Source organism: Heyndrickxia vini (genome assembly GCF_016772275.1).
GTDB lineage: Bacteria > Bacillota > Bacilli > Bacillales > Bacillaceae_C > Heyndrickxia > Heyndrickxia vini.
Map to the genome: position 1 here is coordinate 777,436 of NZ_CP065425.1, position 24,067 is coordinate 801,502.

26 protein-coding genes and 1 pseudogene are annotated in these 24,067 nt (G+C 37.9%); 16 read left to right on the top strand and 11 right to left on the bottom strand.

Annotated features, from left to right (window positions below):
- Positions 1–4: 4 nt before the first annotated feature.
- The 6 genes from I5776_RS03960 (at position 5) to I5776_RS03985 (ending at position 4,381) form a co-directional block, all read left to right on the top strand.
- On the top strand, positions 5–715 hold the full coding sequence (locus tag I5776_RS03960; protein WP_202779068.1) for a GntR family transcriptional regulator: 711 nt from the start codon (positions 5–7) through the stop codon (positions 713–715).
- A gap of 28 nt (positions 716–743) precedes the next feature.
- Positions 744–1,046 (top strand): PTS sugar transporter subunit IIB, encoded by a 303-nt coding sequence (locus I5776_RS03965; protein ID WP_202779069.1) that lies wholly within the window; start codon positions 744–746, stop codon positions 1,044–1,046.
- Between the two features lie 34 nt (positions 1,047–1,080).
- Positions 1,081–1,395, top strand: coding sequence for a PTS lactose/cellobiose transporter subunit IIA (locus I5776_RS03970; protein WP_202779070.1), 315 nt, complete (start codon positions 1,081–1,083; stop codon positions 1,393–1,395).
- Between the two features lie 29 nt (positions 1,396–1,424).
- Entirely contained in the window at positions 1,425–2,741 is a 1,317-nt protein-coding gene (locus tag I5776_RS03975) for a 6-phospho-beta-glucosidase (protein WP_202779071.1), read from the top strand.
- A gap of 249 nt (positions 2,742–2,990) precedes the next feature.
- Positions 2,991–3,908 (top strand): nuclease-related domain-containing protein, encoded by a 918-nt coding sequence (locus I5776_RS03980; protein WP_202779072.1) that lies wholly within the window; start codon positions 2,991–2,993, stop codon positions 3,906–3,908.
- A gap of 146 nt (positions 3,909–4,054) precedes the next feature.
- Positions 4,055–4,381, top strand: coding sequence for a hypothetical protein (locus I5776_RS03985; protein WP_202779073.1), 327 nt, complete (start codon positions 4,055–4,057; stop codon positions 4,379–4,381).
- Here I5776_RS03985 and I5776_RS03990 read toward each other — a convergent pair.
- From I5776_RS03990 to I5776_RS04005, 4 genes are all read right to left on the bottom strand, one after another.
- Complete coding sequence (locus I5776_RS03990; RefSeq protein ID WP_202779074.1) at positions 4,364–5,377, bottom strand: FecCD family ABC transporter permease; 1,014 nt, start codon at positions 5,375–5,377, stop codon at positions 4,364–4,366. The two genes, I5776_RS03985 and I5776_RS03990, sit on opposite strands and share 18 nt — an antisense overlap.
- A complete protein-coding gene (locus tag I5776_RS03995) occupies positions 5,374–6,384 on the bottom strand; it encodes a FecCD family ABC transporter permease (RefSeq protein WP_202779075.1) in 1,011 nt (336 codons plus the stop codon). Before I5776_RS03995 ends, I5776_RS03990 begins: the two co-directional genes overlap by 4 nt.
- Positions 6,385–6,462: 78 nt before the next feature.
- Positions 6,463–7,386, bottom strand: a complete 924-nt coding sequence (locus I5776_RS04000) for an iron-hydroxamate ABC transporter substrate-binding protein (RefSeq protein WP_202779076.1) — start codon at positions 7,384–7,386, stop codon at positions 6,463–6,465.
- Positions 7,337–8,182, bottom strand: coding sequence for an ABC transporter ATP-binding protein (locus I5776_RS04005; RefSeq protein WP_202779077.1), 846 nt, complete (start codon positions 8,180–8,182; stop codon positions 7,337–7,339). Before I5776_RS04005 ends, I5776_RS04000 begins: the two co-directional genes overlap by 50 nt.
- 211 nt (positions 8,183–8,393) lie before the next feature.
- Here I5776_RS04005 and I5776_RS04010 point away from each other — a divergent pair, with 211 nt between their 5' ends.
- The gene (locus I5776_RS04010; protein ID WP_202779078.1) at positions 8,394–9,443 is read left to right on the top strand and encodes an NAD(P)/FAD-dependent oxidoreductase; all 1,050 of its coding nucleotides are present in this window, start codon (positions 8,394–8,396) and stop codon (positions 9,441–9,443) included.
- Positions 9,444–9,483: 40 nt separating this feature from the next.
- Here I5776_RS04010 and nhaC read toward each other — a convergent pair whose 3' ends face one another.
- A complete protein-coding gene (nhaC, locus tag I5776_RS04015; RefSeq protein ID WP_202779079.1) occupies positions 9,484–10,902 on the bottom strand; it encodes a Na+/H+ antiporter NhaC in 1,419 nt (472 codons plus the stop codon).
- A gap of 45 nt (positions 10,903–10,947) precedes the next feature.
- Positions 10,948–12,132, bottom strand: a complete 1,185-nt coding sequence (locus tag I5776_RS04020; RefSeq protein ID WP_202779080.1) for a hypothetical protein — start codon at positions 12,130–12,132, stop codon at positions 10,948–10,950.
- Positions 12,133–12,591: 459 nt separating this feature from the next.
- On the opposite strand from I5776_RS04020, the gene I5776_RS04025 reads away from it, so the two are divergent.
- Together I5776_RS04025 and I5776_RS04030 are read left to right on the top strand one after the other, a co-directional pair.
- Positions 12,592–13,875 (top strand): GGDEF domain-containing protein, encoded by a 1,284-nt coding sequence (locus I5776_RS04025; RefSeq protein ID WP_202779081.1) that lies wholly within the window; start codon positions 12,592–12,594, stop codon positions 13,873–13,875.
- An 87-nt stretch (positions 13,876–13,962) separates the two neighbouring features.
- Positions 13,963–14,826, top strand: a complete 864-nt coding sequence (locus I5776_RS04030) for a proline iminopeptidase-family hydrolase (RefSeq protein WP_202779082.1) — start codon at positions 13,963–13,965, stop codon at positions 14,824–14,826.
- Between the two features lie 37 nt (positions 14,827–14,863).
- Here I5776_RS04030 and I5776_RS04035 read toward each other — a convergent pair whose 3' ends face one another.
- The 3 genes from I5776_RS04035 to I5776_RS04045 form a co-directional block, all read right to left on the bottom strand.
- Positions 14,864–15,166, bottom strand: coding sequence for an iron-sulfur cluster assembly accessory protein (locus tag I5776_RS04035; protein WP_202779083.1), 303 nt, complete (start codon positions 15,164–15,166; stop codon positions 14,864–14,866).
- 104 nt (positions 15,167–15,270) lie between these two features.
- Positions 15,271–16,260, bottom strand: coding sequence for a beta-N-acetylhexosaminidase (gene nagZ / locus I5776_RS04040; protein WP_202779084.1), 990 nt, complete (start codon positions 16,258–16,260; stop codon positions 15,271–15,273).
- Positions 16,261–16,289: 29 nt separating this feature from the next.
- Positions 16,290–16,529 (bottom strand): hypothetical protein, encoded by a 240-nt coding sequence (locus I5776_RS04045; protein ID WP_202779085.1) that lies wholly within the window; start codon positions 16,527–16,529, stop codon positions 16,290–16,292.
- 40 nt (positions 16,530–16,569) lie between these two features.
- On the opposite strand from I5776_RS04045, the pseudogene I5776_RS21350 reads away from it, so the two are divergent.
- A pseudogene (locus I5776_RS21350) lies at positions 16,570–16,783 on the top strand (HAD hydrolase-like protein); the annotation flags it as partial.
- 110 nt (positions 16,784–16,893) lie between these two features.
- On the opposite strand, the gene guaC reads toward I5776_RS21350, so the two are convergent.
- Positions 16,894–17,877 carry a GMP reductase gene (guaC, locus tag I5776_RS04050; RefSeq protein WP_202779086.1) on the bottom strand — a complete coding sequence of 328 codons (984 nt, stop codon included), beginning with the start codon at positions 17,875–17,877 and terminating at the stop codon, positions 16,894–16,896.
- 369 nt (positions 17,878–18,246) lie between these two features.
- Between guaC and I5776_RS04055 the strand changes: the two genes are divergently transcribed.
- Positions 18,247–18,399, top strand: coding sequence for a YwzD family small protein (locus tag I5776_RS04055; RefSeq protein ID WP_202779087.1), 153 nt, complete (start codon positions 18,247–18,249; stop codon positions 18,397–18,399).
- 17 nt (positions 18,400–18,416) lie between these two features.
- Here I5776_RS04055 and I5776_RS04060 read toward each other — a convergent pair whose 3' ends face one another.
- On the bottom strand, positions 18,417–19,397 hold the full coding sequence (locus I5776_RS04060; RefSeq protein ID WP_202779088.1) for a bile acid:sodium symporter family protein: 981 nt from the start codon (positions 19,395–19,397) through the stop codon (positions 18,417–18,419).
- A 191-nt stretch (positions 19,398–19,588) separates the two neighbouring features.
- Between I5776_RS04060 and I5776_RS04065 the strand changes: the two genes are divergently transcribed.
- From I5776_RS04065 to I5776_RS04085, 5 genes are read left to right on the top strand one after another with little or no spacing between them, the layout of a single operon-like run.
- Positions 19,589–20,362: an IclR family transcriptional regulator gene (locus tag I5776_RS04065; RefSeq protein ID WP_202779089.1), complete on the top strand. Its 774-nt coding sequence runs from the start codon at positions 19,589–19,591 to the stop codon at positions 20,360–20,362.
- Positions 20,363–21,376, top strand: a complete 1,014-nt coding sequence (locus I5776_RS04070) for a DctP family TRAP transporter solute-binding subunit (RefSeq protein ID WP_202779090.1) — start codon at positions 20,363–20,365, stop codon at positions 21,374–21,376.
- Between the two features lie 14 nt (positions 21,377–21,390).
- On the top strand, positions 21,391–21,879 hold the full coding sequence (locus I5776_RS04075) for a TRAP transporter small permease (protein WP_202779091.1): 489 nt from the start codon (positions 21,391–21,393) through the stop codon (positions 21,877–21,879).
- Positions 21,876–23,213, top strand: coding sequence for a TRAP transporter large permease (locus I5776_RS04080; protein ID WP_202779092.1), 1,338 nt, complete (start codon positions 21,876–21,878; stop codon positions 23,211–23,213). Before I5776_RS04075 ends, I5776_RS04080 begins: the two co-directional genes overlap by 4 nt.
- Positions 23,214–23,270: 57 nt before the next feature.
- Complete coding sequence (locus I5776_RS04085; RefSeq protein WP_202779093.1) at positions 23,271–24,041, top strand: SDR family NAD(P)-dependent oxidoreductase; 771 nt, start codon at positions 23,271–23,273, stop codon at positions 24,039–24,041.
- Positions 24,042–24,067: the final 26 nt, after the last annotated feature.

A 24,067-nucleotide genomic window follows, 5' to 3' on the forward strand; every position in this document is an offset into this window, starting at 1 on the left:
TCTCGTGAATCTTTCGAAGAAGAAGGGCCCGATATATTTACAAGTAAAAAATATTTTAAAAGAACGTATTTTGAGTGGAGAATATCGAATCGGTACGTATATTCCATCTCAAGAACAATTGGAACACGAATTTAATGTTAGTAAAATTACGATCCGTAATGCAGTAGAAGAACTAGTTGGTGAAGGCTACTTAGAAAAACGTAGTGGCAAAGGAACCAAAGTCATAAATAATAAATTAATTTCCAAATTATCCAAGGCAAAAAACTTCACAGAGATATTAGTAGATAAGGGGTACAAAATTCAGAAAAAACAAGCAAACATATCTGTCATTCACAATGAGCCGGATACTTTTTTATATGAACAATTTGGCGAAACTTGCTATTGTGTGACTCGATTATACTATTTAGATGATCAACCATATATTTACTTTTCGCATTATTTGCCAATATGGTTATCTCTTTCGTTAGATACGGAAGTGTACATGATGTCTTTATATGACCTTTTAAATGAAAAGGGAATTTCTTTCTCGCGATTTACGGATGAGTTTGAAGTCGAAAGTCCAAGTAAAGAAATTGCGGAAAAGCTTCAAATACCTATTCAGCCGTTATTTAAGCGAATGAGGTATGCCTATAATGAAGGCGATGAATTAGTTGAGTATTCCATTGCCTTCTATAACACAAACATTCATAAATATATGGTCAATTTTGAAGTGTAAAGAAAACAACTCTAGGAGGATGTAATCAATGAATATTTTATTAGTTTGTTCTGCAGGAATGTCTACAAGTTTATTAGTTACAAAAATGCAAAAGGCAGCTGAGAAAAAAGGAATTGATGCGACAATTTGGGCAGTTTCAAATGACCAAGCGGGTGAAAATTTAGATAAAGCGGACGTACTGTTACTTGGACCACAAGTACGCTATTTATTAAGCGATATGAAGAAATTGGTCGGATCAAAACCGATTCAAGTGGATGTAATTAATCAAATGCATTACGGCTTAATGGATGGGGAGGCTGTATTGGAAGCAGCTATTAATCTAGCAAAATAAAAATAACGGAAAAACTTCAGGGAGAAGGAAAAATATGACCCAATCAATTGAACAAACATCTTTTCAAATCATATTGCACAGTGGAAATGCTCGCAGCTCTCTTATCGAAGCGATTCGGTTGGCCAGAGAAGATCATTTTCAGGAAGCAGAAGAAAAAGTACTAGAGGCGAAGAAGGAATTAAATGAAGCACATCAAGTTCAAACAGGGCTTATTCAAGGGGAAGCGCAAGGGGAAAAATCGGAATTCTCCATTTTATTAGTTCATGCACAGGACCATTTAATGAATTCAATCACAGTGAAAGAACTGGCAGAAGAAATTATATTCTTGCATAAAAAAATTCAAAAATAAATGAAAGTTTCATTGCGGGGGTGATATACATGCAAAAAAAATTGAAAGTTGTGACGATAGGTGGGGGTTCCAGTTATACTCCCGAACTCATAGAAGGGTTTATTAAACGATATGATGAATTGCCGATAACTGAGATTTGGCTGGTGGATATCGAAGAAGGGAAAGAAAAGCTCGAAATCGTTGGGAATTTAGCGAAACGAATGGTTGCTAAGGCAAATCTTCCTATTACGATTCATTTATCTTTAAATCGGCGTGAAGCATTAAAAGAAGCAGATTTTGTTACGACACAAATCCGAGTAGGATTACTTGATGCGCGTGCAAAAGATGAACGGATTCCCCTTAAGTACCATGTGATTGGACAAGAAACGAATGGTCCGGGTGGCTTATTTAAGGCACTTCGAACAATTCCTGTCATTCTAGATATAGTGAGAGATATCGAAGAATTATGCCCGAATGCCTGGTTAGTCAATTTTACTAATCCGACAGGTATCTTAACTGAAGCAATCTTGCGCCATACTTCCTTTAGAAGAGTCGTTGGACTTTGCAATGTACCGATCCATATGAATATGGATATTGCCGAAATGCTTGGGGCAGATATTTCCCGTGTTCATGTGGACTTTATGGGCCTAAACCATATGGTATATGGTTCGAAAGTATTGTTGGATGGGGAAGATGTGACTGATCGAGTCATTGAAATGATGGCGAATGCATCTGACGACATGACGATGAATAATATTGCTGCATTCAAATGGAATCCATACTTTATTAAAGCACTGCGCCTTATCCCGTGTCCATATCATCGCTATTACTATAAAACGCAAGAAATGCTGGAACAAGAATTAAAGGATGCAGAAAATGAAGGAACTCGGGCAGAAGTGGTGAAAAAGCTGGAGGACGATCTCTTTGAACTGTATAAAGATCCAAACTTAAACATTAAGCCTCCACAATTGGAAAAGCGGGGAGGGGCATACTACAGTGATTCCGCTTGTCGTCTCATTTCTTCACTCTATAACAATAAAGGTGATATTCAACCAGTAAATACAATCAATAATGGTGCCATCGCCTCTATACCGAATGATTCTGCCGTTGAAGTAAGCGCTATTATCACAAAGGACGGTCCAAAACCGATAACGATGGGTGACTTACCAGTCGCTGTTCGTGGTTTAGTCCAACAAATTAAGTCATTTGAACGAATTGCTGCTGATGCAGGGGCAACTGGTGATTACCACACAGCACTACTTGCGATGACTATCAATCCACTCGTCCCATCCGATGTAGTGGCTAAACAAATACTAGATGAAATGCTAGAAGCACATAAAGAATACCTCCCATTATTCTCTAAATAAAGGGAGGTATGACAAGGAAGGAACGGGATCTTGGGTCCCGTTTTATTTTTTTATCACTTCAAATGATACATTATACGTGCCAGGTTTCGTTGGAAGCGTAATACTAGCTCCGCTAAAATATGAAATAGACTTATTTTGGTAGACTTTTCAATGAGGGAAAAGGATTGTTTTTAAGAAGTCGTTCATGTAATCTTGTTCATAAGATCACTTAAAGATTATAAGTGAAAGGTAATGAAAAGGAAGTGGGATATGTTTGCGAAATCTCGTTGCGAATCAGAAGAATTAATGTTTTTTAAATATTTATACTTTCGGATGACTTTATCAGATAAGGAATTATCATATTATTTGACTCTTAAAAAAGGATATGAAGGTGAAAAAAGGTTTGATCAGTGGTTAGAAAAACTTTCGTCAGACTGCCTCATATTAAATGATTTACTGTTTGAATATAACAATAATGTATTTCAAATTGATTCCTTAGTACTTACCTCTAACATTATCCATTTTTTCGAAGTGAAAAATTTTGAAGGCGACTACTATATTGAAAATGAAAAATGGTATTCATTAAATGGCAAGGAAATAAAGAACCCTATGCTTCAGTTAAATAGGAATACATCTTTGTTCCGACGAATACTTCAAGATCTTGGAATTTCTATTCCAATCAAGCCCCATTTGATCTTTGTTAACCCAAACTTTTATCTCTATCATGCTCCGGTTGATTTACCCATTACATTTCCTCCACAGATTGACCGTTTAATCACTTCGATAAACATGACACCATCAAACGTAAATAGCAAACATATGAAACTAGTAAATCAATTATTATCAATGCATATGAAGAAATCTCCCTTTATGCGAATACCCAACTATACTTTCGAACAATTAAGAAAAGGAATCACTTGTGCACATTGTCACTCATTCATACAAGGGTACAAAAAAGCACTGATTATCTGCACGAAATGTGGATTTAGAGAAAAGATTGCTTCGGCCATTGTACGATGTGTTGAGGAGTATAGTTTTTTATTTCCGGAAAGAAAAATTACTTCAAAGTCAATCCACGAATGGTGCGAAATTCCCTCTTCTAAAACAGTCCAAGCGGTTCTTTCAACGAACTTTAAACAAATAGGGAACCGACGATCTTCCTATTATGTTAGTAAAAATAATCAGTGATTCATATTCACGCCAGTTTTATACCAATTCAAATGTCGTTGTTTTTGTCACGGGAGATTAGATAATCATCGTGACAATCTCCCAAAAAACTTGGTTAGACCTATTATGGTAGAAAAGCGGGTGACATAACACCCAAAACGATAGGATTGAGGGAAAATGGTAGAAAAACGAGAGGGATAACGCCCATAATAACGGGAGCGAGGAGAAATGGTAGAAAAGCGAAGGGGAAAACTCCCAAAATGATAGGATTGAGGAAAAATGGTAGAAAAGAGAGGGGGATAACGCCCATAATAACGGGATCAAGGGAAAATGGTAGAAAAGCGAGGGATATAACGCCCAAAATGATAGGGTTGAGAGAAAATGGTAGAAAAATGAGGGGGATAACGCCCAAAATGACGGGTTCAAGAAAAAATAGTAGAAAAGAGGGGGAAGCGGGTTCAGAGTCCCGACGCCCCTTAATTCTGCTTCTTTAATAGTAAATACATAAAGTACGGTGCCCCAATTAATGCAACCATAATTCCCGCTGGAATTCCACTTGGTTCAATCAGATTTCTACCAATGGTGTCTGAGAATAGTAACAGCCAACCGCCAATAAGGATCGAAACAGGTAAAAATAATTGATTGCGCGGCCCTACTAATGCTTTTGCAATATGGGGTGCCATTAGTCCGATGAATGAAATACCACCAGTAACCGATACGGCGGACGCTGCAAGAGCAACAGCAGTTAATAGTAAGACGATCCGTTCTTTTTCAAGTGATACCCCAACCCCGATCGCCACTGGTTCGCTCAGCCCAAGAAGGTTTAAGCGATTAGCTTTGTAAAGAGTGAATGGGATCAGGATGAGCAACCATGGAAGGAGCGCCCAAATAAATGGCCAGTCATCACCCCAAACATTTCCTGCCAACCATTTCGCGATAAAGTCCACTTTTTCTCGTTCAGCGGATGAAATAAGTAGAATCATCACACCTGAAAGCGCCATCGAAAATCCAATTCCGACTAATACTAATCTTACTGGCTGTAATCCGCTATTCTTTTGATAGGAAAAGATATAGATAAGGATAGACGTAAGGAATGCACCGCCAAAGGCAAGAAGCGGCAACATATATACAAATGAACCGACCTCAATTGGAAAAAATAAAAAGAAAATAGCAATTGCTACACCAGCGCCAGCGTTTATCCCAATGATCCCCGGATCAGCCAAATCATTACGGGTAATTCCTTGCAAAATAGCTCCCGACAAAGCAAGTGCAATACCAGCCAATAAAGTAATGATGATTCGTGGGAGGCGAATCGAAAACAAAACAAATTCCTCTGAAAATGTCCCTTTACCGAATAAAGTTGGAAGCAATCGATTGTAGGAAAGACTAGCGTCCCCAATTCCCATCCCAACAACAATTGTGGCCAAAATAAGTATTAAAAGAATAAATAAAATGATTCGTTGTTTCTTGATTAATGCCGGATGAATCATGAGAACATCTTACCTCCTTTTCGAATAATTATCAGGAAGAAAGGTAAGCCCAACGCTGCAACAATGGCGGCCACCGGTGTTTCATATGGAGCATTGAGTGTTCGACCAAGTGTGTCAGCAAAAAGCATGAAGGTTGCCCCAATAATTGCGCTAGTAGGAAGGATAAAACGGTAATCAGTCCCAACAAAGGCACGAACGATATGAGGAATCATCAGCCCGATAAAAGCCATATTGCCAATAAGTGCAACAGATGTTCCAGCAAGTAATATGATCACAATAAAAAGAATCATCTTTATTTGGGTTGTTTTTTGCCCTAAACCAACTGCCACCTCTTCATTCAAACTTAAAATGGTTAGTTGTCTTGAAAGGAACATCGAAACGAGTATTCCGATTAAGACAAACGGAATAATGATTTTTAGTTGGCCCCATGTCGTTCCAATCATTCCGCCGGATGTCCACATCGACACGTCTTTAGAAAGTTTAAAAATCAGCCCGATACCTTCAGCAATGGCATAAAGAAAAGTTGAAACGGCTGCACCCGCCAATACAATTCGAAGCGGAGAAAAGCCGCCTTTTTGGAGTGCACCTATGCCAAACACCATAGCAGTTCCCACAGCTGCACCGACAAAGCAGGCAATCGTTATCCAAAAATAATTAGCTGATGGGATAAATGCTAGGGTGAGAGCCAGTGCGGCATTTGCTCCAGCTGATAATCCGAGTAAGCCGGGATCGGCAAGTGGGTTCCTCGTTAAGCCTTGCATGATGGCGCCTGAAACAGCAAGTGCAGCTCCTACGACAATCGCTGCTACTTCCCGGGGAAAACGGATTTCACGTAGCATCAAAACGGTATCAGTCTTTAAATTAGATGTAAGTGCCAGCCACACATCTTTAACGGTTGTCTCTGCCGCTCCAAATGCCATAGAAATGACAAACATTCCAACTAATGCGAGGATTCCTGCTAACAGCTTATACACAAATAGGATGGAGCTATTCGTATTCTTATTCATCGATTTTCCATCTTTCATATGTAGGATAGGGAAGAAGGAGCTGCCCATTCCTATTTGCGGACAACCCCTTTCTAAGCTTTATTTACCTAAAAAGGACTTTTCAAAAAATTTAAGTTGTTTCTCTAGTGTAATCGGATCGTTAAAAGAAGCTCCGTTTCCTTCCATTTCAAATACATGGTGGTTTTTGACGGCAGGAATGTTTTTGTATGATTCTGTTTTTTGGAATGATGTATCAGCATCGGAATATTTACTTAAAATAATATAGTCGCCAGCAAATTCAGGAAGTACTTCTGAAGATAAAGTATAATAACCTGCTTTTAATGCTTTCTCTTTTACTTTTTCGGGCATTTTTAGTTTCATAGATTGATATAATATTTCTGTTCCACGAGCCCAGTTATCCCCGTAAACATAAAGGTCTTTGCCATAGCTCTCTATAACGGATACAGTTGTATTTTCACCGATCTTTGCGCGAATTTCATCACCGTCTTCTTGAGCACGTTTTTTGAAATCATCAACCCACTCTTTTGCTTCTTTTTCTTTGTTTAAAAGTTTTCCGATTTCAACATGTTGAGTCAAATAATCGACCTTTCCCCATGTATATGTGACAGTAGGTGCGATCTTTTTAAACTTATCTAGATTTTTTGTCGTAGATAAGCCGATAATTAAATCTGGTTTTAGTGAAATGATTTTTTCGACATTGTCTTCTGAAACTTCTTGAGCATCTTTCAATTTTTCTTTAAATGTTGGATTGTTTTTTGACCATGTGTCGGCACCGACGACGTTGACACCTAATGATAATACATTACCTGTATAACCGGATAATAAGACCACACGTTTTGGGTGGGCAGGTACTTTTATAGGTCCGTTTTCCGATTGATATGTAATCGTTTTTTGTGTTTCCTCTTTTGCAGCAGTACCCTTTTCTTTGTCTTTTGTTCCATTGCTGCAGGCACTAATAATTAGCACTAAGAGCAAAATGATCGGGAATACGATTTTCTTCATGTTTGTTTTCTCCTTTTACTAGGTTATAAGTGATACACATTGGTTTGTTGGTACGCGGGTCCCTGCCGATTTCTGCGTCAATATTAAACACTTTTTGCAGAACATGGCGATTGATTACTTCTTCACAGTTACCCGCTTTTACGACTTCACCATCCTTCATGGCAATAAGGTGGTCGGCAAAGCGGGCGGCTTGGTTTAATTCATGGAGGACCATAATGATGGTTCGTTCTTGTTCCTTATTTAGTTTTTGTAAAAGCTCTAGAACTTCCAGCTGGTGCGCCATATCTAAATAGGTGGTCGGTTCATCCAAAAAGATAATGTCTGTTTCTTGAGCGAGAGCCATGGCAATCCACACACGTTGTCGTTGTCCCCCAGACAGTGCGTCGACAGAACGAAACTTATATTCAATCGTTCCTGTCACTTCCAGTGCCCAGTCAATGACTTCGATATCTTTTTTCGTTAAGCGGCCAAATCCTTTTTGATAGGGGAAACGACCATAAGATACAAGTTCACCAACTGTAAGTCCGTTTGCACTTTCCGGTGATTGTGGAAGAATCGCCATTTTTTTAGCTAAGTTTTTTGTGTTTTCCTTCAAAATATCTTTTCCATCAAGCACCACAGATCCCGATTGATGAGAAATAATCCTTGTGATTGCTTTTAACAAGGTTGATTTTCCACAGCCATTTGAACCGATAATTGTAGTGATTTTTTTATCAGGTATTTCAACACTGAGATTTTTCACAATGACATGGTCTCCATAACCAATGTTTATATTACTCGTATATAGGCGTCCCATCGTAACCTCCAAATGTGATTTTGTTGATAATGATTCTCATTTTCACCAATAACTATATGGTGGATTGTTTTTATTGTCAACCATTTTTTTTAAGTTGAAAAAAATGATTGAAATTGATAATCGTTATCAGTTAAAATGATTTTAAGAAAAAATACACGAAGATAGTAGGCATATATTTACATAAAATAAATATTGAGGAGGGTTCGCAAAAATGGAGCAGCAGGAGTTATTTGATGTGACAATCATTGGTGGAGGGCCAGCAGGGTTGTACTCGGCGTTCTATAGTGGATTAAGAGAAATGAAGACGAAGATTATTGAATTTCAGCCATATTTAGGCGGAAAACTTCATGTGTATCCTGAAAAAATGATATGGGATGTGGGTGGGCAGACACCGATACCTGGAGCGAAATTAATTGAGCAATTGGTCGTTCAAGGATTAACCTTTCAGCCAACGGTTGTGTTGAATGAAAAAGTTGAATCGATTTCACGTAATATCGATGGCCAATTTGTCCTCCAAGGTTCATCGGGTCAAAAGCATTTTTCGAAAACGGTTATTGTTGCAATCGGTAGTGGAATATTGAATCCTCAAAAGCTGGAAATTGAAGGGGCGGAGCGGTTTGAAGTGTCTAATTTACATTACACAGTAAAATCGCTAAAGCAGTTTAAAGATAAAAATGTGCTAATTTCAGGCGGAGGGAATTCTGCAATCGATTGGGCAAATGAGTTAGAGTCTATTGCCAAAAATGTGTATGTAACGTATCGGAAGGATACATTAGCAGGTCATGAAGCTCAAGCTACACAATTAATGAATAGTTGTGCAGTTTGTTACTTGAATACGACGATTAAAAAACTTATTGCTAGTCGTACTCATGAGGAGATTGAAGGGGTAGAACTGGAAAATCATGAAACTGGAGAGATACAGCAGTTGTCAGTAGACGAAGTGATCATTAATCATGGGTTTCAACAAGATGCAACCTTATTGAAAGATAGTGACTTGGAGATTGAATTAGTTGATCACTACTATATTGCTGGAAACGCGACGAGTGAAACATCTGTAGACGGACTTTACGCAGCGGGCGATATTTTAATGCATGATGGAAAAGTGAATTTAATCGCGGGTGCTTTTCAGGATGCCGCGAACGCCGTCAATAAGGCAAAAAAATTTGTTCAACCTAATGCTAACAAAATCGGAATGGTTTCTTCCCATAATGAGCTTTTTAAAAAACGTAATAAAGAGTTAGTTAAGGAATTGATGAAGTAATCTAATGTGGAAATCGCCGAAAAAAGGATGTAATTCTTGATTACATCCCCTTGGTTTTCAACTCGGAATCATACCTTTTTGAACCTTTGTTTTTTGATTTTGCGATGCCTACTCCAGTAAAGATATAGATCAGTGCAAAAATGATACCTAGATAAGTCATTGGTGCGAATAGGATATAATCCCCTGTCGGCACCTTCAATGTATCGGCGATAAAGGCACCTGTTACACTCCAAGGAATAATTGGAGCAAGGGCAGTCCCCGTGTCTTCCATCGTTCTTGACCAATTTTTTCGATGGAGTTGGTATTTATCATATAATGGACTGATCATAGGACCAACAACCGCGAAGGTCACATAATAGCTTCCAGTAATAGAAAATAGTAAGGCATGTAGAGTTAAACTCGATGCCATCATCGTTTTCGCACTTTTTGCGAGTTCGGAAATTTTCTGTAGGATGATTTGAATAACACCTGCTGTTTGTAATGGTGATCCAAAAACAGCCGCACCTATTAACAAGGCAACTGTACCAAGCATGCTTGCTAATCCACCGCGTTGGATAATTTCATCGACAATCGCAACACTTGTAGAATCTTGATACCCTTTATTCAAAACATTTGCCACTTCAAGTACATCTCTTCCTTGAAAGAGAATAGCTAACAAGCAACCTGTTAAAATTCCAATCATAAAAACAGGAAGCGTTGGTTTTTTAAAATAAATTAAGAGTAATACAATAATAGGTGGAAGAAGCAAAAGTGGGTTGAGGTTAAAATGCTCATGCAAGGTTTTCAGAATGACTTCGACTTTCTCGTTCTTTTCGATTTGACCTCCAAATTGAAAACCAAGAATCAAATATAAAACGAGTGAAATACAATAGCCGGGAATCGTTGTCCAAAGTAAATGTTTAATATGATCGACAAGACTCACCTTTGCCATGGCCGCGCTCATGATTGTTGTATCAGATAGTGGAGAAAGTTTATCACCGAATATGGCACCGACAACAATTGCTCCAGCTGTATAATGTGCTGGAATACCAAGGCCGATAGAAACGCCCATTAGTGCAACGCCAACTGTTCCGATCGTTCCCCAAGATGTTCCTGCCATTATTGACATAAATGAACAAATAACTGCTGTGAGAATGAGGAAATACATAGGGTTAATACTTAATAGACCGTAATATACAATCAAAGGAATTGTTCCGGATAACATCCACGCTCCTATCAACATTCCTACTGCTAATAAGATGAGAATCGGTTGAAGCATCGCTTTTAAATTGTTTAATAAATCATCTTCAATCTTTTGCCATCGTACTCCCCATATAACGGATAAAATAATCACCGATACTCCGGCAAAAATTAAAACAATCGTTGAAGGTGCCTCTAGATAAAGAATCCCAACAAAAATAACTGCAAACGAAACAAGCAACAAAGTAATTGACTTCCATGTAGATAAAATTGGTTCCATTTTATTTCCCCCCTAAATAAGAAAGAGGGACGATGCCCTCTATCTTTATAATGTTTTTACAAGAATGCTGGCGATAATAACAGATGCGACAGTGACAGTTGTAAAGCCTGCAATTAGCATAGGTGGTGATAGTTCATTAAGCAGGATTTGTTGTTCTTCATCAGTTCGTCCAACACTGCGGCTAACTTCCTGACAAAGAATATAGTCTGCTGGGAAACCAAACATGGCTGTTAATGCTAGGGACATTCCTTTGTACGGATGCCATTTTGTTAGTTTTGAAAATAGATATCCGCCTAAGATGATGCCAATTTGTCCTAACACAATAATGGCTAAAATTTGCGGGATGAAATGTAAAAATTGTTTTAGACTAACAGTACTCATAGAAGCGATAACGATAAAAATCGTACCTAAGATAGCAATGCTTGAAGCTTTTGCCTTATCCATAATATTTTCATCATAAAATTTCACTCTTGCTCCTAACACACCGATGACTAAGCACCAGATTGTTGAGCTCACACCTGTTACGGATCCAATGACGGTGGCAATGGAAGCTCCTAGAAAAAGTTTAAATAGCAGTACATTGGCTGTATTGAATTCGTATTTCTTTTTTTTCATAGTTATAGTTGTTGAATGTTTCAGCGTTGTCTCTATTGTGGCCGCAGTTTGTTTGTGACGCTCAAGAAGATCCGTTTCATCACGTAAAAATAGAGCATATTTTCGAAGGAAAATAGAAGCAACCGGCATACCAAATAGTTTATGTATCGCCAAAACTAAGGCGGGAATCGCCACTAAACTTTCGAAACCAAGTTCTTTTAATTCTGCAGAAGTAACAAGAAAGGCAACAATTCCTCCTACAATCGGGCCCATTCCGGCAACTGCAGTTTCATAGCCGAATAGTAAAGTGATGATAGGAAGGACAAGAACGAGGGCGATTAACGCTCCACCCAGGGAGATAATGACAGCTTTATATTGTTTAGACATCATTGAAAATGGGATGAGCGTTCCTAAGTGGACAACTAATGGTCCTGTTAATAACACCCCTATACCATTGAAGGATGAAGTTTCAACAATATTTTTTGGGAAAATTCCCGTCCAAACTAGTATGAGAAATCCAAGAATAGCTACGAGCAGCATTGGTACTCTAGCACGAGTTAAAACAGAAATAATTTCCCCTACAGCTACTAACGCGAGAATTAACATCGCAGCAAATACAGGTTCATTGATCGTCATGTAATCTCCTCCTTTGATGAATAGTTAGAAATATTAGGATAATGGTTTCCAGACAGAATCAGTGAAAGGAAAGCAATATCCGATTATTTTCTTACAAAACGAAATGAGTAAATGAATATTATTTTTCAAATGTTAATTTATAAATCATATATTTTTAACATTTGATTTATGATATAAAAATGATTATAAAATATATAGGTAGAATATTCTACATATTTCTGAAAATTTTATTTTTTATTCAACTATGACGGGTAGCCAGATTTTCTTGTCTTGAAAAAATTTGAAGTTCTTCTCTAGTTGTTGAAGTTACTTGCTATTTTGATTCAATCAACTTTGTGTCTGAACTTAAACTTTATTCTTAAAGTAAAGTAATGAAAAATAATTGATTCAAAAGTTCTACTAATTTCTGAATGACTTTTATATAATTTAATAGAAAATATTAACAAGATGAGGGCGGAAATGAAAATTATCCATACATTTGTCACTCCAAAAGTTTCGAATGAAAAACAGAAATTGTTAGATGATCATTTATTTCATGAAAACATACAGCGATGTAAGCTATTTGCTAAGATTGTAATCATATTTGAAGCCCTACTGATATTGAAGAATTTATCTTCAAGGCATGTCCCGGACCATGGACAATTGGAGTTTTCTCTGAATACCTATATCGTGCTATATCTTCTTTTGCTGGGAATAAGTGCAGGGATGCTTCTTTTGATTCATCGTTATGAAACAAGTGATTTCCATACGGATCGGCAATTAAAGCTGCTTCAATTTGGTTTATATAGTTTTTTTACCTTTTTTATGGTCTGGGGAGCGGTTGTTACCTTAGTTGATCAGAAAGAATATGGACATGTCATGGCTTTTGTGATTAATTTCATGTGTATATCGATTCTTTTTTACGCATCAAACAAGTCGATACTGAAAATGTATATCCTACCTATTGCTGTACTCGTCATCGGTTTGCCTTTCTATCAACCTTCCAAATCAATTTTGATGGGGCATTATATTAATCTTTTGGTCTTTTTCTTTTTTTGTTGGGTGGCATCCCGGATGTTATATTCAAGTAATGCAACAAATTTTTTAAATAAATTGCTTTTAAAAGAAACGAATCATCGGTTGGCTGCCAAAATTACTGAAAATGAAAAAATCAATTTGGAAATGGCCATGGTGAATGAACAGCTTAAAAAAATTGCAATCATGGATGAATTAACAAAAATCCCGAATCGGAGAGGGTTTCAACAATATATTCAGGAAATGTTGATTTACAATAATCAGAAGAGAAATGTTTCAATAATGATGCTCGATATTGATGCGTTTAAATTATTTAATGACCATTATGGACATCTTGAGGGGGATAAGGTGTTAACGGCAGTCGCTCAAACAATCCAAATATGTATTCAGTCAACGTCAAGCTTCATTGCCCGTTTTGGTGGAGAAGAATTTGTTATCGCCTTATTTGACTTTGATTCATCTGAAACCGAACGATTGGCGAAAACTATTCAAGAAGCGATTATGGAATTGAACATTCCTCACGAATATTCACCTGTTTCTCATCATCTGACCATTAGCATCGGACTGGTAACTGGGCAGGTCACGAATGAAAAGGAAATCGAGCAACTGATGGAAAAAGCAGATAACGCACTATATCAAGCCAAATCAAAAGGACGTAATCGGGTGGAATATGATGGGATGTTGGGGAACCGTGTTCTTACAAGGAAGGCTTTTATAAAGCATAAATAGCGGGTTTATGTAAATACGTTTATTTTTAATTATGTAAAAGTGTATTAAAATGGATAAAAGTCGATATGGGGAAAGGATGCGAGAATCATGAAGGAAGGCTATGTTTCAGTTACAGGAGGAAAGGTTTACTATAAGAAAGTGGGGGATGGGGGAAAGACTCCGATTATTTTGCTGCATGGAGGTCCAGGTGGTACACATGTTTCCTTAACAAATCTACAATCATTAGCAGATGAACGCACGGTTATTTTCTATGATCAGCTTGGATCCGGACGATCTGATCATCCAACTGATAAGTCCCTTTGGCAAGTTGATCGTTTTGTGGAAGAATTAGGGCAAATTCGTGAAGCACTCGAGCTTGATCAATTACATATATTAGGACATTCTTGGGGGACGATGCTTGCAGCTAGTTATTTGCTGACACAACCGCAAGGAATACAAAGTGTAATTTTCTCCAGCCCGTGTTTAAGTGCACCGCAATGGGCACGAGATCAGGACGAGCATCGAAAGGAACTCCCACAGGAAATTCAAGACGTTCTTGCCAAATGTGAAAAAGAAGGAACGACGAATTCGGAAGAGTATAAAGAGGCGATGAAAGTATTTTATAAGCGATTTGTCTATCGACTTGACTCAAAACCTGAAGAATTAAAATCCGAGTATGCGAAGAGCAATGAAGTTGTATATGAAACAATGTGGGGACCATCGGAATTTTATACGACCGGTAATTTAAATACATTTGATGTGACTGACCGATTACATGAAATCAAGCTGCCAGCATTATTTACTTGCGGTAGATATGATGAGGCATCACCTCAAACGGTTGAAGCACAAAGCCGGCAAATACAAGGTGCAGATTTTCACGTATTTGAAAATAGTGCACATCAAGGATTCCTTGAAGAACCTGAGGAATACGTGCGTGTGGTAAGAGAGTTTTTGAATAGAGTAGAGAAGTAAGTTAAAAAAAGGGAAAGTGGACTTGGTCTACTTTCCCTTAATGTATGTGATGCCCCTTTTTTGGATTAGTGATAACAAACTCTTCCTCAGGTACATAGAAAAATTGAATCCACACCCCGTCCAAATAGTCTTCATCGCGTTTGTCTAACAGAATATCGATTCCTTTATCAGTTTTGACAATTTCATCATGCTCTGTTGGATGATCAAATTGCAGCGCATAATGGGCATGATCACCATGTACTTCTGTGATGATTACCCGTAGCATCTTTCCTTCTGATTCTTCATCTTTCAACATTTTATCCATCACTTTAGCTGCATTGCGATTGACTTTTACCTTCATCAAAATGACCTCAATTCTATTTCAAACATGTGATTGATATATTTGTTCTTCCAAACATCATTTTATCACAAGGAATTGGATTCTATTCTATCTTTCGTTTTTTTCTACTTGATCATTGAAAGTTTGAAAGTAAGGATTCGTTTGACGGATTGGTTGATTCGGTCTTCAGTGAGTTTTCCGCTTTGGACTGCATCGATGATTCCATTGATGACTTGTTTTTGGCTTTCTAAAGTGTGACACACGAGTAATAAGTCTGCTCCGGCATCAACTGCCCGGTATCCCAAGTCTGGGTAGCTATAGTATTTACTCACCGCTCCCATTTCCAGATCATCTGTTATGACGATTCCTTTATAGCCGAGCTTTTGTCGCAGCAATTTTTGAATAATGATCGGTGAGATGCTTGCTGGATTTTCTTTGTCATATGCAGGATATTTAATATGTGTAACCATCATAAAAAATTGTTGATGATTGACTTCCTTGATGATTTTTCGAAATGGATAAATATCTTTGTTCTCTAAATCCAACTGATTTGCTTGAACAGACGATGTTTCAAGATGTGGATCGATGTTGCTTCGACCATTTCCAGGAAAATGCTTTAATGTTGCGGTTATTCCTGCCTTTTGAAACCCGGCAATCGCTTGCTCACCAAATGCTTTTGCCTGTTTTGGATCTTCCCCGAATGATCGACTATCCGTACTCGATAAATCCATAACAGGTGCGTAGTTGACGTTTATTCCCATCGCTTTTAGTTCTTTAGCATTTCGATAGGCAGTGTCAAAAACGTTTTTTGCACTTCCCTGCTTAGCAAGCTCTTGCTGGGAAGGAATTGGTGATACGTGATCTCTCATTCTGACAATTTGTCCGCCTTCTTGATCAATACTTACAATCAGCGGGATGTGATGTTCACTTTTCTTTGCTAGATGTTGTAAATCATTCGTCAATTTCGTCACTTGCTGCGGAGTATCCATATTTCGATCATATAAAATGATTCCACCTACTTTATAATCATTAATCATCGTTTGAATATGGGAATCTACTGCATCACTTTGAAAGCCGACAACGACTAATTGTCCAATCTTTTCTTTAAGGGACATCTTCTTGACTAATTGATTGACCTTTTGTTCTAGAGTGATTTCTTTTTGAACAGGCGACTTTTCTTTGCTTTCCGTACTCGTACCTTTTTCCTTTTCATGCGATTGATTAGATGAAGAAGAGGTGGATAGTTTGATATCCTCCTTTTCCCCGCTTTAAATTCTGCTATTTGTTGATAGGCACAGTACCCGCCTATAATAGCAATCAAAACAATAAAAAGGATAAGAAACTTAGATTTTCGACGTCTTTTAGATGCTCTTTGCATTCTCATTCTTTCACCCCTTAATTTATATGATATACGGCGGCAGCTTGTATTTGCACGAATTCCTCACTTTTTTAAAAAAAACCTTAATTATCGGGGATTCTTTAAGTGCAGATTTCCTCGGTGGGCAAGCAGCCGGAATAGATATATGCTGGTTCAATCCTATCATGAAACTCAACAATACAGACATCGTTCCAACCTATCAAATTCAGAAACTCGATGAGCTGTATCAAATTTTAAAACTAGAACTGAAGGTCGTGTGAGGCAGCTGGACCACCATCGACAATACTTACATCCAAATACAAATGGGCACTACTTTTCCAAATAAAAAGTAATGCCCATTTGTATAATATTGGTACAAATATAATTGGATTTAGTACACTCGGTCCCCATTAAAAATTGAATTTTTTACAACGACGTAATCTACATTGCGGATAGCATCTAGCTTATTGCCACCAGCATATGAAATAGAGGACTGAAGATCCTGTTCCATTTCAATTAGTGTATCTTGTAATTTACCTTTATGCTCTACATGCATTTTCTTGCCTTCTACGTTTTTCTTTTCGCCTTTTTGAAATTCAGAGGCGGAGCCAAAATATTCTTTGTAAAGTTTTCCGTCCTTTTCAAACGTTTCACCCGGAGACTCTTCGTGTCCAGCAAATAATGACCCGATCATAACCATCGATGCACCGAAGCGAATTGATTTCGCGATGTCTCCATGTGTACGAATACCGCCGTCTGCAATAATTGGTTTGCTTGCTGCTTTTGCACACCAACGTAACGCAGCTAATTGCCAACCACCTGTTCCAAAACCTGTTTTGATTTTTGTTATACAAACTTTTCCCGGACCTATTCCAACTTTTGTAGCATCTGCTCCCGCATTTTCCAGCTCTCTAACAGCCTCAGGAGTTCCAACATTTCCAGCAATAACAAAGCTTTCTGGTAAGTGTTTCTTAATATGCTGAATCATATTGATTACTGCATTGGAATGTCCATGTGCAATATCAATCGTAATATATTCAGGTACTAGGTTTTCATCGGCAAGCTGTTGAATGAAGTGATATTCTTCCTCTTTCACGCCAACACTAATCGACGCATACAGCCCGCGAGATTTCATGTCCTTAATAAACGCTGATCGTTTCTCCGGTTGGAAACGATGCATAATATAAAAATAATCGTTTTCTGCTAAGAAAAGTGCTACCTTTTCGTCGATAATTGTCTGCATATTGGCAGGAACAACAGGTAACCTAAATATGCGTCCGCCTAATTTAACAGAAGTATCACACTCAGAACGGCTGTTTACCACACACTTTGCAGGAATTAATTGAATATCTTCGTAGTCAAATACATTTTCCATGAATAACACTCCTAAACACGAATATTGAAATCATTTTCATTGAAAATCATTCGTATATTTCTAATTTAAAGCATTATCATCATTATGTCAAAGTTTTTTAATTTTTATGTAAAAAATGGCATGTCATCTGATTCTACAAGAAAGTTAAAAAGAAGGAGGAAAAAGCTGAAATTTTGACGAATAATGTAAAAATATAATAATTGTGGTACAATTACTGAAGTTTTATGTAACGCACAGAAACGATTATTAAATGATGATCGATAACATGTATAATCTCTGATACACCATTCTTAACGGTAGCACATACAATAACTATGATTTGAAAAATTCGTAGACGAATAGTACATTACACTATTGGGGGACCATCTCATGGAAGAAAAGGATATAGAATTGCAATTTAAGAGAATTCTAGACTTTGGATACCAAAAGGGAAACGAAGCAGGCATATCAGCCAATCAACTGATTGAAGAACTATCGGAGAAATTGAAAACACTTCTTCATTCCGAAAAAAAGGAGAACTAGTGGGAAAGTAAACGGGTCTATTTTCCCACAAAGGTCCGAGTCTCTACCCCCAGGACTGCTGCTTTGTTCCTGTAGGCAAACATGTTTGCAACAAATGCGCCGATAGTTAGGTTGACGACCATATTGGCAACAGCTGGCACGGCGGCAACGGAACTAATGTGTTGCATAGCAAGGGTTGAAGATAGAGCGGTATTACAGATGCCAACATGAAATAGAATGGATCTGCTGCTTGGTTCTGCCATATTAAAGTGCCGCGCAATCCAATAGCCGGCTATCATGGGAATCGATACTTGAAAAAAGACGGCGATAAAGATTAGCGGGAGCAACTCAATATGTTGGTGCAATGATGGTTGCGCTCCAGAAATAACGGATAACACGACAATAAATAACGCAATAGTAGAAAGAAATGACGTATAAGGTTGGACATGCTTCACCTTAGAGGACCACTTCCATTGCAAGAACAACCCAACAAAAAGAGGGATGAACACGATATAAATAATATTTAAAAATAATGGCAAAAAGGCAATATCTATAAATTTTCCGGCAGAAACTTGGACAAGTGCTGGCGTCAAAAGTGGTGAGATGATTGTATCCATCGTTGCCATCGTGATGCTTAATGCAACTTCGCCTCCAGCAATAAATGTATATAAATTAGCAGATGTTCCACTAGGAACGGTTCCGGCTAAAATAACTCCTGTTGCAATTTCTGGTTCAGCTCGAAAGAATAGAAAGGCAATCACGATTGTTACACTCACCGTAATGATCCATTTTAATGCGACCCCGATTAATGCATTTTTCGGCTTTTTCAATACAGACATCATACGATCAGTTGAAAGTGACATCCCCATTAAAAGAAAAATAGTCCCTAATCCAATTCCCGTAAAGCTTCTAATCGAACGAAATGTATGTGGGAACATATATGCAATTATTGACAATAAAACAATCCAAATAGGCAAAAACTTCGAAATCATCCTCATACATAATTGAAAAATCTTCATAGAATTACCCCCTTGCTGTTTCCTACCAACACACTAAATACTAAAAATTCTACTATTTATCTAACTGGTAAACAATATATTTATCCGAAAAATATAAAAATTAATAACATATTGACAATTTCGAAATGTCTAATCTATAATAATCCCGTAAAATGTAACTATGGTTCCGAATAGTGGAACCGGGTACGGGGGTGATTCCATTCGCGGAAGTTCTTAAAACAGTTGAGAAGGCATTCAAATTAGTAGAAATGCTTGCAGAAAAGCCAATGACATTTACGGAAATGGTAAGCAAAGCAAAGAGCAACAAAGCAACGATTCATCGTTTTCTTTCCACCTTTGACCAGTTAGGTTACATCACAAAAGACCATCAAGAGAAATATTACCTATCACAACAATGGTTCCAAATTGCCCAAAAGGCATCGGACAACTTAGACCTCAACAGTATTGCACGACCATATCTTCAATCCATCGCAGAAAAAGTAAATGAAAGCACATTTTTGGCACAGTTTGTAGGGGACCAAGTTCTTTATGTGGAAAAAATGGAAAGTCAATCAGCTGCCCGCATTGTATTGGGAGTTGGAAAACATGCTCCATTATACTGTGTCGCATCTGGAAAACTTTACCTGGCGCACCTAACCGAAAAACGACTAGATTTGTATTTTTCAAGAAACAAATTGGAAGCGCATACAGAAAATACATTAACAAACAAAGATCAACTAATGCTTGAATTAAAAAAGGTTCGGGCTAATGGCTATTCTGTTGACCGTGAAGAATGGGAGAAAGGATTAAAGGGGATCGCGTTTCCTATTTATAATGCCCGTAACGAATTGGCAGGTGCACTCTGTGTAGCTGGATTATCTTATCGATTTGATGATGAGGTAATGGAAAAAGCGATTATTCTTGGACAGCACGCAACAAAGGATCTTTCATTAAGACTCGGATTTATAAACAAGGGGGAATTGTAAATGAAATGGAGAAAACTAGCACTAATCGTCGTGAGCGCTATTTTATTAGTTGCTTTGGCGGGATGCGGCAGCTCAAAAAGTGCCTCTGGCGGGAAAAAAAGCTATAACTTAAAAATGTCAGTCACAGTCTCTGAATCTTCTACATGGTATAAGGCAGCTGAGAAATTCGCGAAGGAAGTGGAGGAGAAAACAGATGGAAGAATCAAAACAAAGGTTTATCCAAATGAACAATTATCCGGTGGCGATTCTGCCAAAGGTGTAGAAATGCTTGTAAAAGGATCAACCGATTTCAGCTATCATTCACCAATTATTTATTCTGTTCTCGACGCTCGTCTTGGCGTTGTCAGTGCCCCATTTCTATTTAAAGATTTAAATGAAGTTGATCAAAAAATGAATGGAAAAGGTGGAGAAGAGTTAAAGAAAATCCTCTCAGAAAAAGGCATCGAAACATTAGGCTTTGGCGAAAACGGCTTTCGACAAGTAACTAACAGTGTTCATCCAATTAAAACTCCGACAGATTTGAAAGGATTAAAAATCCGTATTCCAGGAATCAAAATGTATACCGATTTATGGAGAGGCTATGGAGCGGATCCAACGGCAATGACATTTTCTGAAGTATTTACCGCATTACAACAAAATACAATCGATGGTCAAGAAAACCCAATTGATGTTATTTACTCTTCAAAACTAAATGAAGTCCAAAAATACATTTCAATGTGGAATTATTCCTATGACCCGTTAATTTTCGGTATGAACAAGAAGAAATTCGACAGTATGAGTCCTGACGATCAAAAGATTATTAAAGAAGCTGCTAAAAATGCGAATGAATATCAAATTAAATTAGCACGTGAACAAGAAGAAAAGCAGATTCAAGAACTAAAAGATTCTGGAATGGAATTCTATTATCCGACAGATGCAGAAATTGAACAATTTAAAAAGGCATCAGAAAATATTTATAAAACGTACGAAAAAGATTGGGGAGCTGACTTGTTGAAAGCCTTTCAAGAGAGCTAAGAGGGGGAACGTTCATGTCTAAGATGATTGCCTATATAGAAAATACTGTCTTAGCAGTTTCATTAGGAGTAATGAGTCTAGTTGCATTTGCCAATATCGTTTCACGCTATTTATTCCATTACTCTATTTCATTTACAGAAGAGGTGACGATTAACCTTTTTGTCCTTGTCACTTTTTTAGGTGCTGCGGCAGGAATCAGAAACAATGCGCATCTCGGTTTCTCGATGTTGTTTGATAAGTTAACCGGTGTACCAAAAAAAGTGCTGATTGTTTTTAGCAGTACACTTATTTCCGTCATCTTTCTCATATTTGTGTACTTTGGTTACGACATGGTCAGCTTTCAAGTAGAATCCAACCAAATGACACCCGCACTTGGCTGGCATCAATGGATTTTCACCCTGGGATTCCCAATTGGTTGCCTATTTGGATTATATCGAGCGATTGAAGCGGGCTTCATTGAATGGAAAGAAGCAAAAGCGAGCGAAAGTGGGGTTAAGGCATGACAACACTTTTACTGTTTGGGATCTTTGCAATACTCGTTATCATTCGAATTCCAATCGCCATCTCCTTGGCGGTCTCCTCCATTGTTGTCCTTTTAATGAGTGGGGGAATTGATAATCTTGCACTTGTACCGGATGTGTTATATTCAAGTGTCGCGAAATTCACACTCCTGGCGATTCCATTCTTTGTCCTGGCTGGGGTCATCATGGATTACGCCGGTATTTCGAAGCGTTTGATTCATTTTGCTGATGTATGTGTGGGTCATCTTAAAGGCGGTATGATTTTTGTAACCGTTATTACAGCCATCTTCTTTGCTGCAATATCAGGGTCTGGACCAGCTACAGTTGCAGCAATCGGAAGTATTCTTATTCCGGCACTTGTGAAAAACGGAATGAAAAGAGAATCAGCAAGTGCGTTGTTAGCAAGTTCGGGTTCAATTGGGATTGTTATTCCACCAAGTATTGCTTTCATCGTTTTCGCTGTTGTTGCGGGTGATCAGATCAGTATTTCAATTGGACGGTTATTTGTAGCTGGAATAATTCCGGGATTATTAATGGGAATCGGTTTTATTATTTCGGCGCTTTATGTGAAAAATAGGGGATTGGCTAAGCAGTCGATTGGCAATGAAGAGATTGCGGCTACTTTAGAAAAAAGAGAAAGAGCATCCGGAAAGGAAGTTTTTAAAGCTTTTCGCAGTGCGATTTGGGGACTCTTAATACCTGTCATTATTCTTGGCGGTATTTACGGAGGAATATTTACGCCAACAGAAGCAGCTGTTGTAGCAGTCTTTTACGGGTTTATCGTCGGAATCTTTATCTATCGTGAATTGAGAATAAAAGATATTTTTAAGATTCTGTACGATGCATCAATCCAAACAGCGGTTATCACATTTATTGTCAGTGCTGCATCTTTATTCGCGTATATCATTACAACTGAGCAGATCGCCCAAACCATGTCGGATTCGTTATTAGGTCTTTCATCTAGTCCAATTGTCTCGTTATTAATTATCAATATTATTTTGTTAATTGCGGGAGCATTCATCGATGCGATTTCTGCATTCTATATTTTTGTCCCGATTTTAATTCCAGTAATTATTCACTTTAATATTGATCCAACTGTGTTTGGTGTTTTCATGACGGTAAACCTGGCAATTGGATTATTTACTCCGCCAGTCGGGTTGAATTTATACGTTGCTAGCGGAATTGGAAATGTAAAGATTCATAAAATCTCAAAGGCGATCGTTCCGTTTTTAATATCGGCAGTCATTGTATTGTTATTAATCACATATATTCCAGCACTATCAACATTTTTGCCTAATTTAATGGGGATCAAATAATTATCGGCCCCTTTTCAAAGTGAAAAGGGCCAACTAAATTTAAAGGAGTTGTTTTTAATGGGAAAACTTGAAGGTCATGTTGCGATAATTACAGGAGCATCAGGAGGTATTGGCGGTGGATGTGCGTATAGACTTGCCCAAGAAGGAGCCAATATTGTGATCGTAGATTTAATCGATGCAAGTGAAATGGTAGCTAAAATTGTAAGCGATTTCCCGGAAAGCAAAGTTCGAACCCATCAAATTGACATCCGTAATAATGACGAAATTCAATCAGTTGTTGATCAAACGGTTGAGGAGTTTGGAAAAATCGATATTTTAATTAATAATGCAGGAACATGCGGACGTGTTGATATTGAAGAAATGACAGAAGAAATTTGGGATCGCGATCTAAACACGAATTTAAAAGCTACTTTTTTCTTTACGCAAAAGGTCCTTTATCCACATATGGTTTCTCGAGGGTATGGACGAATTGTCAATATTAGCTCGATTTCAGGATTGAATGGCGGGCATATATCAGGATTTGATGCAAATAGTTGGAAGGGGAGATCCGGCCCTGCCTATGCCGCAAGTAAAGGCGGGGTAATCGCTTTAACAAAATGGGTAGCGAAGGAACTAGGTTCTAAAGGTATTACTTGTAATAGTGTGGCACCTGGTGCGGTTGAATCAAGAATTACAAGTGGGATGGCCTATAATCTGGATAATCAAGTCGTGAAGCGAATGGGGCAGCCGGAAGATATTGCAGAAGCAGTTTGCTATTTTAGTACTCCGGAATCTAGCTATACGACTGGGCAAATACTTCGCGTATGTGGCGGTGCAGTATTGGCATAAGTGGACGAATGTGTAAACAAAAGGGG